At 61.3% G+C, this 11,498-nt stretch carries 9 protein-coding genes; all 9 read left to right on the forward strand.

Annotated features, from left to right (window positions below):
- Nucleotides 1-1,668, forward strand: a 1,668-nt coding sequence (gene sdhA, locus Q4Q11_RS28400; protein ID WP_498571566.1) for a succinate dehydrogenase flavoprotein subunit, incomplete at its 5' end; no start/stop codon positions are given.
- Nucleotides 1,669-1,685: 17 nt separating this feature from the next.
- Nucleotides 1,686-2,465 carry a succinate dehydrogenase iron-sulfur subunit gene (locus Q4Q11_RS28405; protein WP_498571567.1) on the forward strand — a complete coding sequence of 260 codons (780 nt, stop codon included), beginning with the start codon at nt 1,686-1,688 and terminating at the stop codon, nt 2,463-2,465.
- Nucleotides 2,466-2,844: 379 nt separating this feature from the next.
- Nucleotides 2,845-3,369 (forward strand): protease inhibitor Inh/omp19 family protein, encoded by a 525-nt coding sequence (locus tag Q4Q11_RS28410; RefSeq protein ID WP_112504485.1) that lies wholly within the window; start codon nt 2,845-2,847, stop codon nt 3,367-3,369.
- 63 nt (nt 3,370-3,432) lie between these two features.
- Nucleotides 3,433-4,596 carry a cell division protein ZapE gene (zapE, locus tag Q4Q11_RS28415; RefSeq protein WP_498571568.1) on the forward strand — a complete coding sequence of 388 codons (1,164 nt, stop codon included), beginning with the start codon at nt 3,433-3,435 and terminating at the stop codon, nt 4,594-4,596.
- Nucleotides 4,597-4,776: 180 nt separating this feature from the next.
- Nucleotides 4,777-5,739, forward strand: a complete 963-nt coding sequence (gene mdh / locus Q4Q11_RS28420) for a malate dehydrogenase (RefSeq protein ID WP_112504481.1) — start codon at nt 4,777-4,779, stop codon at nt 5,737-5,739.
- A gap of 27 nt (nt 5,740-5,766) precedes the next feature.
- A complete protein-coding gene (gene sucC / locus Q4Q11_RS28425) occupies nt 5,767-6,960 on the forward strand; it encodes an ADP-forming succinate--CoA ligase subunit beta (RefSeq protein ID WP_112504479.1) in 1,194 nt (397 codons plus the stop codon).
- A 5-nt stretch (nt 6,961-6,965) separates the two neighbouring features.
- On the forward strand, nt 6,966-7,457 hold the full coding sequence (locus Q4Q11_RS28430) for a DUF1579 family protein (protein WP_498571569.1): 492 nt from the start codon (nt 6,966-6,968) through the stop codon (nt 7,455-7,457).
- A gap of 12 nt (nt 7,458-7,469) precedes the next feature.
- On the forward strand, nt 7,470-8,372 hold the full coding sequence (sucD, locus tag Q4Q11_RS28435; protein ID WP_112504475.1) for a succinate--CoA ligase subunit alpha: 903 nt from the start codon (nt 7,470-7,472) through the stop codon (nt 8,370-8,372).
- Between the two features lie 175 nt (nt 8,373-8,547).
- The coding region (locus Q4Q11_RS28440) for a 2-oxoglutarate dehydrogenase E1 component (protein ID WP_498571570.1) at nt 8,548-11,498 on the forward strand (2,951 nt) is incomplete at its 3' end.

The following is an 11,498-nucleotide window of genomic DNA, read 5'->3' on the forward strand; positions in this document are numbered from 1 at the left end:
GTTGCCGCTCAGGGCGGCATCGCCGCTTCATTGCGCAACATGACCCCGGACAGCTGGCAGTGGCATCTCTACGATACCGTCAAGGGCTCCGACTGGCTCGGCGACGTCGATGCAATGCAGTACATGGTCATGGAAGCGCCGAAGGCCGTCTACGAACTCGAGCATTACGGCGTGCCCTTCTCGCGCAACGAAGAAGGCAAGATCTATCAGCGCCCGTTCGGCGGCCACATGCAGAACTATGGCGAAGGACCGCCGGTGCAGCGCACTTGCGCTGCTGCCGACCGCACAGGCCACGCCATCCTGCACACGCTTTACGGCCAGTCGCTGCGCAACAACGCGGAATTCTTCATCGAGTATTTTGCGCTCGACCTCATCATGTCCGATGATGGCAGCCGCTGCACCGGCGTCGTTGCCTGGTGCCTCGACGACGGCACGATCCATCGTTTCGCCGCCAAGATGGTGGTGCTGGCGACCGGTGGCTATGGCCGCGCCTATTTCTCGGCGACCTCGGCCCATACCTGCACCGGCGATGGCGGCGGCATGGTGGCCCGTGCCGGCCTGCCGCTGCAGGACATGGAATTCGTTCAGTTCCATCCGACCGGCATCTACGGTTCGGGCTGCCTGATCACCGAGGGTGCGCGCGGCGAAGGCGGCTATCTCGTCAATTCCGAGGGCGAGCGCTTCATGGAACGCTACGCTCCTTCGGCCAAGGACCTTGCCTCGCGCGACGTCGTTTCGCGCTGCATGACGCTGGAAATCCGCGAGGGCCGCGGCGTCGGCAAGAACAAGGACCACATCTTCCTGCACCTCGACCATCTCGATCCGGCCGTTCTGCATGAGCGCCTTCCGGGTATCTCGGAGAGCGCCCGCATCTTCGCCGGGGTCGATGTGACCCGCGATCCGATCCCGGTCCTGCCGACCGTTCACTACAATATGGGCGGCATTCCCACGAACTATTGGGGCGAAGTGCTGAACGCCGACAGCAGCAATCCCGAGCGCGTGCTGCCGGGCCTGATGGCCGTCGGCGAAGCCGGCTGTGCTTCAGTGCATGGCGCCAACCGCCTCGGCTCGAACTCGCTGATCGATCTTGTGGTCTTCGGCCGCGCCGCCGCCATCCGTGCCGGCCAGGTCGTCGACCGCAACAGCCCGGTTCCGCCCGTCAATGTTGCCGCCTGCGACAAGATCATGGATCGCTTCGATCGCCTGCGTCATGCCAGCGGCTCGACGCCGACAGCAGCGCTTCGCGAGAAGATGCAGCGCGCCATGCAGGAAGATGCCGCCGTGTTCCGTACGCAGGAATCGCTGGAATCCGGCTGCCGCCGCCTTTCGGAAATCTGGAAGGAATTGCCAGACATCAAGGTCACCGACCGTTCGCTGATCTGGAATTCCGACCTCGTCGAAACGCTCGAACTGCACAATCTGATGGCCAACGCCATCACGACGATCTACGGCGCCGAGGCCCGCAAGGAAAGCCGTGGCTCGCATGCCCGCGAAGACTATACCGAGGGCAAGTTCGCCGGCCGCGACGACGAGAACTGGCGCAAGCATACGCTTGCCTGGGTCAATGATGCGGGCGACGTGAAGCTCGACTATCGTCCCGTTCACACCGACCTGATCGCCGAAGGCATCGATCCGCACAAGATCGAGCCGAAGGCACGCGTGTACTGATCTGAGAGGAACTGACCATGGTTGAACTCGCTCTCCCCAAGAACTCTCAGATGCGCGAAGGCAAGGTCTGGCCGAAGCCGGTCGGCGCCAAGAACACGCGCGAATTCCGCGTCTATCGCTGGAGCCCGGATGACGGCCAGAACCCGAGCATCGACACCTATTATATCGATATCGACGACTGTGGCCCGATGGTGCTCGACGGTCTGCTCTACATCAAGAACAAGATCGACCCGACGCTGACGCTGCGCCGCTCCTGCCGCGAAGGCATCTGCGGCTCCTGCGCGATGAATATCGACGGCACCAACACGCTTGCCTGCACCAAGGGCATGGACGAGATCAACGGCACGGTGAAGATCTACCCGCTGCCGCATATGCCCGTCGTCAAGGACCTCGTGCCGGATCTGACGAATTTCTATGCGCAGCACCGCTCGATCGAGCCCTGGCTGAAGACGGTATCGCCGCCGCCGGCCAAGGAATGGAAGCAGAGCCACGAGGACCGCCTGAAGCTCGACGGCCTCTACGAGTGCATTCTGTGCGCCTGCTGCTCGACCTCCTGTCCGAGCTACTGGTGGAACGGCGACCGTTACCTCGGCCCGGCCGTCCTGCTGCAGGCCTATCGCTGGCTGATCGATTCCAGAGACGAAGCCAAGGGCGAACGCCTCGACAATCTCGAGGACCCCTTCCGCCTCTATCGCTGCCACACGATCATGAACTGCGCCCAGACTTGTCCGAAGGGCCTGAACCCGGCCAAGGCAATCGCCGAAATCAAGAAGATGATGGTCGAGCGGCGGGTCTGACCCGCCGTTTGGCTTTCTTGCATGCCGGCTGGTCCCGGGACGCCAGAAGCCCCGCTCCGATGGAACGACAAGGACGGCGCATAGAAATATTCGCCGGCGGAAGCTGGGTCTGTGCAGGGATCGTTTCAGGGAGACAGCGCAACGGATGGAGGCTTGCAGAAGCCAGTGCCGGATGGAATGCCGAATTTGCCGTCCGTCGTGAATTTGGATGAGGTCCACTGGGCAGTGCCTTGAAACCACCGGATTCTTGTCCAGCTATGGCCTTCGGTAATTTGTGGCGGTATCGACTTGATTAACCAAAGTGAAATACGATAATTCGGACATCATTAAACATCACTTTGCAGATGTCAGCGGTGGACAATCATTTAGGAGTGTGATGATGCGGTTTAGATATGCAGTGACGGCTGCGGCGATTGGTCTGTCGCTTGCCGGTTGCCAGCGCACGGCATACAATAACGACAGTTATTCTGCCCCGCCACTGCAGGCGCAGCCTGTTCCTTCCGTGCAATCCAGCCAGCTTCCGCCCGCAGGCGCCGGCAACGGTTCGCAATTTCCGGCGGCTCCGGCGGGCGCGCCGAATGCAGGCAATCCGCAGCAGCAGCAGGCGATGGCTGCGTCGGCCATGGACGTTACCAAGGAATCGATGGTCGGCAGCTGGAAGGTCAGCAATGGCGGATCGAGCTGCGACATGTTCCTGACGCTGACCAACCTCGGCAGCGGCTCGCGCGGCGGTACGCGCGGCTGTGCGGGCGAACTCACCTCGATGGGGTCGTGGGAAGTTTCCGGCAAGCAGGTCCTCCTGAAAAATCGTGACGGCTCGACGATCGGCACGCTCTACAAGACGGCCGCTGCCCGTTTCGACGGTTCGACCGCCTCCGGTCAGCCGCTCAGCCTCAGCCGATAAGCTTATTTGAAAGGGCAGCACCTTTTGGGTGCTCCCCTATTTTGCACAGGCGGATATTTCCCCATGCAGCCCATGCCAGATTATTCGATCAGCGTCTGCGAACAGCTTAAGGCGCTGACGGCGTCCGGATCCTTGACTGTGGATTCGGCGCAGATGGATGTGGCGAAAATGCTGGACCGGGTGCTTGCCGACCTCAAGCGGAAGCGCCCAGCCGCCAAATCCAGCGCACTCGGCTGGATGTTTGCCGCGCGCAAGAAGTCGGTGGAGACGATCAAGGGCCTCTACATTCACGGCAGCGTCGGCCGCGGCAAGACCATGTTGATGGACATGTTCTTCTCGATGGCGCCGTGCGAGAAGAAGCGCCGGGCACATTTTTTCGAGTTCATGACCGATGTGCACAATCGCATCGCGGCACAGCGGCTGAAATTCAAGAACGGCGAAACCAAGCAGGCCGATCCCATACCGCCCGTTGCCGCCGACCTCTACGCCGAGGCCGAGCTGCTGTGCTTCGATGAATTCACGGTCACGGACATTGCCGATGCGATGATCCTTTCGCGGCTGTTTTCCGAGCTGTTTTCGCTTGGCTGCGTGCTGATCGCCACATCGAATGTTGAACCGGACAATCTCTATCGCGATGGGCTCAACCGCGGCCTCTTTTTGCCGTTCATCGATCTCCTGAAAAGACATGTCGATATCGTGACGCTGGATTCGCCGACCGACTACCGCATGGAGAAGCTGAACAGCCAGCCCGTCTATCTCACGCCGCTCGACCAGCGCACCGAGATGGCGATGGATGCATCCTGGGTGCAGGCGCTGCATGGACGCAAGGCGCAGCCGATGGAAATCCCGATGAAGGGGCGCTCCATCCATGTGCCGCTTGCGGTCGACCGCATGGCGCGCTTCTCTTTCGCCGATCTCTGCGAAGCGCCGCTCGGACCTGCCGATTTTCTCGCCATCGCCGAACGCTTCGATACGATCTTCTTCGATCGCGTGCCGACGCTCGGGCCGGAAAAGCGCAACCAGACGAAGCGTTTCATCATTCTGATCGATACGCTTTACGACCATAATATCCGCCTTTACGTCTCCGCGGCTGCCATGCCGGAGGATCTCCTGGAAGTGCGGCGCGGGACGGAAGGCTTCGAATTCAACCGCACGGCCTCGCGGCTTTTCGAGATGCGCAGTGCTGAATATCTTGCCCAGACTCCGGCCAGACGCGCCGCCGAGTAACAATTCGGTGACAGGATATATTACGTTTACGTAAGAATTTTTCGATCTAACCGATTGAAATTCCTGATCCAAAAATAATCAATTGCCAATTTCTGCCTTTCGGTCTATGCGATTGGCGGCTATTGTGGATGCCTTTCACGGTGTCCCGCCACGGATTTTGATCGCAAAGGATACACCGAAATGGCGCGCAACAAGATCGCACTTATTGGTTCTGGCATGATTGGTGGCACGCTGGCGCATCTCGCCGGCCTGAAGGAACTGGGCGATATCGTCCTGTTCGACATCGCGGACGGCATCCCTCAGGGCAAGGGTCTCGACATCGCCCAGTCTTCGCCGGTCGAAGGCTTCGACGCCAACTTGACCGGCGCCAGCGACTATTCCGCGATCGAAGGCGCCGACGTCTGCATCGTCACGGCAGGCGTTCCCCGCAAGCCGGGCATGAGCCGCGACGATCTTCTCGGCATCAACCTCAAGGTCATGGAACAGGTCGGCGCCGGCATCAAGAAGTATGCCCCGAACGCTTTCGTGATCTGCATCACCAACCCGCTCGACGCCATGGTCTGGGCGCTGCAGAAGTTCTCGGGCCTGCCGAGCAACAAGGTCGTCGGCATGGCCGGCGTGCTCGACTCGTCGCGCTTCCGCCTCTTCCTCGCCAAGGAATTCAACGTATCCGTCGAAGACGTCACCGCTTTCGTTCTCGGCGGCCACGGCGACTCGATGGTTCCGCTCGCCCGCTACTCCACCGTCGCCGGCATTCCGCTGACCGACCTCGTCAAGATGGGCTGGCTTACCGCCGAGCGCCTCGAAGAGATCATCCAGCGCACCCGTGACGGCGGCGCCGAGATCGTCGGCCTGCTCAAGACCGGTTCTGCCTATTACGCTCCGGCCGCTTCCGCCATCGCGATGGCCGAATCCTACCTCAAGGACAAGAAGCGCGTTCTGCCTTGCGCGGCTCACCTCGACGGCCAGTACGGCGTCAAGGACATGTATGTCGGCGTTCCCACCGTCATCGGTGCCGGCGGCATCGAGCGCGTCATCGAAATCGACCTGAACAAGGCCGAAAAGGAAGCCTTCGACAAGTCCGTCGCGGCCGTTGCGGGTCTTTGCGAAGCCTGCGCCACGATCGCGCCGTCGCTGAAGTAATCTTCGCGTTCCAACAGGGATAAATCCATGAACATTCATGAATACCAGGCCAAGGCGCTGCTGAAGAGCTATGGCGCACCCGTCGCGGACGGCGTTGCCATCTTTTCCGCCGACGAAGCCGCCGCCGCTGCCAAGCAGCTTCCAGGCCCGCTCTACGTCGTCAAGAGCCAGATCCACGCCGGCGGCCGCGGCAAGGGCAAGTTCAAGGAACTCGGCCCGGACGCCAAGGGCGGCGTCCGTCTCGCCAAGTCCGTTGACGACGTCGTCGCCAACGCCAAGGAAATGCTCGGCCACACGCTGGTCACCAAGCAGACCGGCCCGGCCGGCAAGCAGGTCAACCGCCTCTACATTGAAGACGGCGCCGACATCGACCGCGAACTCTATCTCTCGATCCTGGTCGACCGTTCCGTAGGTCAGGTTGCCTTCGTCGTTTCGACCGAGGGCGGCATGGACATCGAGACCGTCGCGCACGACACGCCGGAAAAGATCATCACCGTCGCCATCGACCCGTCGGCGGGCGTTACGGCTGCCAACACGGCTGCGCTTTCCGACGCGCTGAAGCTCGAGGGTGCAGCCCGCGAAGATGCCGCCAAGCTCTTTCCGATCCTCTACAAGGCCTTCGTCGAGAAGGACATGGCGCTCCTCGAAGTCAACCCGCTGATCGTCATGACCAACGGCCGCCTGCGCGTCCTCGACGCCAAGGTTTCCTTCGATGGCAATGCGCTCTTCCGCCATGAAGATATCCGCGCACTGCGCGACACGACGGAAGAAGACGAAAAGGAAATCCAGGCGCACGAACATGACCTGGCCTACGTCGCCCTCGACGGCAACATCGGCTGCATGGTCAACGGCGCCGGTCTTGCCATGGCGACGATGGACATCATCAAGCTCTATGGCGCTGAGCCGGCGAACTTCCTCGATGTCGGCGGTGGCGCCACCAAGGAAAAGGTGACGGCCGCCTTCAAGATCATCACTGCCGATCCGGCTGTCCAGGGCATTCTGGTCAACATCTTCGGCGGTATCATGAAGTGCGACGTCATTGCCGAAGGCGTGCTCGCAGCCGTCAAGGAAGTCGGTCTGAAGGTTCCGCTCGTCGTTCGCCTCGAAGGCACCAATGTCGAGCTCGGCAAGAAGATCATCAACGAATCCGGTCTCAACGTCATCTCCGCAGATGACCTGGACGATGCCGCCCAGAAGATCGTGAAAGCAGTCAAGGGCTGATCGGGATGGCTGCTTCCTTCGCTCCTACGGCTGCTCATCTCCGCCTCGGTGCCTTTGCCGGCACTTGGGAAGGGGAAGAGCGCGTCGCGGCTTCGGCCTGGACGAAGGAAGGAACGGCAACCGCGCGCCTTACGGCCGAGTGTCTGTTCGGCGGATTTTTCGTCGAACAGCGCTACGTGCAGACGCGGGACGACAGCATATCGTTCGAAGCCCGGAACATTCTCGGTTTCGACGCTGCTGACCAGTCTTACAAGCTCTATCAGTTCGATACGGCGGGCTTCGTCCCCGCCGCGCCGGCCTCCGGCGAATGGATCGACGACAAGCTTGTCCTGACCAAAGTCTCGCCGCGCGGTCAGCAACGCACTCTCTTTCAGTTCGAAAATGAAGACTGCTACCGCATGGGCGTCACGTTCTCGCCCGCCGGCAGCGATACATGGCAGGAGGTCGTCAGCGGCTTATATCGCCGCGTTGCCTCCGCGTCTTCCAACCTCTCGTAACAAAGGCCTCGCATGTCTATCCTCATCAACAAAGACACCAAGGTTCTGGTTCAGGGCCTGACCGGCAAGACCGGTACCTTCCACACTGAACAGGCGCTTGCCTATCACGGCACGAAGATGGTCGGCGGTATCCATCCTTCCAAGGGTGGTGAAACCTGGACCGGCTCCAAGGGCGAAAAGCTGCCGATCTTCAAGTCGGTCGCCGAAGGCAAGGACGCGACCGGCGCCAATGCTTCGGTCATCTACGTACCGCCGGCTGGCGCTGCGGCTGCAATCCTCGAAGCGATCGAAGCCGAAATCCCGCTCATCGTCTGCATCACGGAAGGCATTCCGGTTGCCGACATGGTCAAGGTCAAGGACCGTCTCATCAAGTCGAAGTCCCGTCTGATCGGACCGAACTGCCCTGGCGTTCTCACCCCGAACGAATGCAAGATCGGCATCATGCCGGGCTCCATCTTCAAGAAGGGCTCCGTCGGCGTTCTCTCGCGTTCCGGCACGCTGACCTACGAAGCCGTGTTCCAGACCACCAATGAAGGTCTCGGCCAGACGACGGCCGTCGGCATTGGCGGCGACCCGGTCAAGGGCACCGAATTCATCGACATCCTGGAAATGTTCCTCGCCGATGACGAAACCAAGTCGATCATCATGATCGGCGAAATCGGCGGCTCGGCTGAAGAAGACGCCGCGCAGTTCCTCAAGGACGAAGCCAAGAAGGGCCGCAAGAAGCCGATGGTCGGCTTCATCGCCGGCCGCACGGCACCTCCCGGCCGCACCATGGGCCATGCTGGTGCCGTCATCTCCGGCGGCAAGGGCGGTGCTGAAGACAAAATCGCAGCGATGGAGTCGGCAGGCATCCGCGTGTCGCCGTCGCCGGCGCGTCTCGGCAAGACGCTGGTGGAAGTCCTGAAGGGCTGAGCCTACCTATAGCAAGGCCGGACGGGGTGGCAGCCGCCTTGTCCCGTCCGGTTTCGGCATTCGCAAGTGCATACCTGCGGCCTTGACGGCTGCGAACGAAATACGGTCGCCGGGGACCCGAAAACCGGCAATGCAAACAAGTTGGGAGACGGGCGAGAGCGCCCGCAGATTCACCATGGCAAGGCAAGAAGCCAACGAGCAATTTCAGATCACCTCGTTCCTGGATGGCGCCAATGCTGCCTATATCGAGCAGCTTTACGCGCGCTACGAGGACGATCCCTCATCGGTCTCCGACGAATGGCGGTCTTTCTTCAAGGCGCTCGAGGATAGCCCCGACGATGTGAAGAAGGCAGCCAAGGGCGCTTCCTGGCGGCGTAAGAATTGGCCGATCCCGGCAAAGGGCGATCTGGTTTCCGCGCTCGACGGCGACTGGGGCGTTGTCGAAAAGGTCATCGAGACCAAGCTTAAGGCGAAGGCCGAAGTTGCAGGCACCCCAGCCGAAACGACCGACGTCCTGCGGGCAACGCGCGACAGTGTCCGCGCCATCATGATGATCCGCGCCTATCGCATGCGCGGCCACCTGCACGCCAAGCTCGACCCGCTCGGCATTGCCGCACCGGTCGAAGACTACAAGGAACTGTCGCCGGAAGCCTATGGTTTCACCGAGGCGGATTTCGACCGCAAGATCTTCATCGACAACGTGCTCGGTCTCGAATTCGCAACCATTCGCGAGATGATCGAGATTCTCGAGCGCACCTACTGCTCCACCCTCGGCGTCGAATTCATGCACATCTCCAACCCGGAGGAAAAGGCCTGGATCCAGGAACGCATCGAAGGGCCGGACAAGGGCATCGCGTTCAATCCCGAGCGTAAGAAGGCCATCCTGCAGAAGGTCATCGAAGCCGAAGGCTACGAGCAGTTCCTCGACGTCAAGTTCAAGGGCACCAAGCGCTTCGGCCTCGACGGCGGCGAATCGCTGATCCCCGCGCTCGAGCAGATCCTGAAGAGCGGCAGCCAGCTTGGTCTTCGCGAAGCCGTGTTCGGCATGGCTCATCGCGGCCGTCTGAACGTACTGTCGCAGGTGATGGGCAAGCCGCACCGCGCCATCTTCCATGAGTTCAAGGGCGGCTCCTATGCGCCGGACGAAGTCGAAGGTTCGGGCGACGTGAAGTACCATCTCGGTGCCTCTTCGGACCGTGATTTCGATGGTGCCAAGGTGCACGTGTCGCTAACGGCAAACCCGTCGCATCTGGAAATCGTCAATCCGGTCGTCATGGGCAAGGCCCGCGCCAAGCAGGACATGGGCGCCACCCAATGGGACGGCGACATCATCCCGCTGTCCGAGCGTGCCAAGGTCGTGCCGCTGCTCATCCATGGTGACGCGGCCTTCGCCGGCCAGGGCGTCGTTGCCGAAATCCTCGGCCTCTCCGGGCTGCGCGGCCATCGCGTGGCTGGTACGATGCACGTCATCATCAACAACCAGATTGGTTTCACCACCAATCCGGCCTTCTCGCGTTCGTCGCCCTATCCGTCCGACGTCGCCAAGATGATCGAAGCGCCGATCTTCCACGTCAACGGCGACGATCCGGAAGCGGTCGTCTATGCCGCGAAGATCGCGACCGAATTCCGCATGAAGTTCCACAAGCCCGTTGTGGTCGATCTCTTCTGCTACCGTCGCTACGGCCACAATGAAGGCGATGAGCCGTCCTTCACGCAGCCGAACATGTACAAGGTCATCCGTGCCCACAAGACGGTGCTGCAGCTCTATTCGCAGCGGCTGATCAGCGAAGGCGTGCTGACCGAAGGCGAAGTCGAGAAGATGAAGGCCGATTGGCGCGCGCATCTCGAGCAGGAGTTCGAGGCCGGCCAATCCTACAAGCCGAACAAGGCCGACTGGCTCGACGGCGAGTGGTCCGGTCTGCACGCGGCCGACAATGCCGACGAGCAGCGCCGCGGCAAGACCGCCGTGCCGATGAAGTCGCTGAAGGAAATCGGCCGCAAGCTGTCGGAAATCCCGGCCGGCTTCCATGCGCACCGCACCATCCAGCGCTTCATGGAAAACCGCGCCAACATGGTACAGACCGGCGAGGGCATCGATTGGGCCATGGCGGAAGCCCTGGCATTCGGTTCGCTCGTCGTCGAAGGCCACAAGATCCGCCTGTCCGGTCAGGATTGCGAACGCGGCACCTTCTCTCAGCGTCATTCGGTTCTCTACGATCAGGAAACCGAGGAGCGTTACATCCCGCTCGCCAACCTCTCGCCGACCCAGGCCCGCTACGAAGTCATCAATTCGATGCTCTCGGAAGAAGCGGTTCTCGGCTTCGAATATGGTTACTCGCTCGCCCGTCCGAACGCGCTGACCCTCTGGGAAGCCCAGTTCGGCGACTTCGCCAACGGTGCGCAGGTCGTGTTCGACCAGTTCATCTCGTCGGGCGAACGCAAGTGGCTGCGCATGTCCGGTCTCGTCTGCCTGCTGCCGCACGGCTACGAAGGCCAGGGTCCGGAGCACTCTTCGGCCCGCCTCGAGCGCTATCTGCAGCTCTGCGCCGAAGACAACATGCAGGTCGCCAACGTCACGACGCCGGCGAACTACTTCCACATCCTGCGCCGTCAGCTGAAGCGCGACTTCCGCAAGCCGCTGATCCTGATGACGCCGAAGTCGCTGCTGCGCCACAAGCGCGCCGTATCGACGCTTGCGGAGATGGCGGGCGAAAGCTCGTTCCACCGCCTGCTGTGGGATGATGCCGAACTGATCAAGGACAGCCCGATCAAGCTGCAGAAGGACAACAAAATCCGTCGCGTCGTCATCTGCTCCGGCAAGGTCTATTACGACCTTCTGGAAGAGCGCGAGAAGCGCGGCATCGACGACATCTACCTGCTGCGCATCGAACAGCTCTATCCGTTCCCGGCCAAGGCGCTCATCAACGAGCTCAGCCGCTTCCGCAATGCGGAGATGGTCTGGTGCCAGGAAGAGCCGAAGAACATGGGTGCATGGTCCTTCATCGATCCCTATCTGGAATGGGTGCTCGCCCATATCGATGCCAAGTACCAGCGCGTCCGCTACACCGGCCGTCCGGCTGCCGCCTCCCCGGCGACGGGCCTGATGTCCAAGCATCTGTCGCAGCT

This window comes from Rhizobium sp. UFLA01-1127 (assembly GCF_059803845.1).

Bases quoted from the DNA above. Each gene is read 5' to 3' on its own strand.
- Q4Q11_RS28405 (WP_498571567.1), top strand. From the start codon at position 1,686: ATGGTTGAACTCGCTCTCCCCAAGAACTCTCAGATGCGCGAAGGCAAG.
- Q4Q11_RS28410 (WP_112504485.1), top strand. From the start codon at position 2,845: ATGCGGTTTAGATATGCAGTGACGGCTGCGGCGATTGGTCTGTCGCTT.
- zapE (WP_498571568.1), top strand. From the start codon at position 3,433: ATGCAGCCCATGCCAGATTATTCGATCAGCGTCTGCGAACAGCTTAAG.
- mdh (WP_112504481.1), top strand. From the start codon at position 4,777: ATGGCGCGCAACAAGATCGCACTTATTGGTTCTGGCATGATTGGTGGC.
- sucC (WP_112504479.1), top strand. From the start codon at position 5,767: ATGAACATTCATGAATACCAGGCCAAGGCGCTGCTGAAGAGCTATGGC.
- Q4Q11_RS28430 (WP_498571569.1), top strand. From the start codon at position 6,966: ATGGCTGCTTCCTTCGCTCCTACGGCTGCTCATCTCCGCCTCGGTGCC.
- sucD (WP_112504475.1), top strand. From the start codon at position 7,470: ATGTCTATCCTCATCAACAAAGACACCAAGGTTCTGGTTCAGGGCCTG.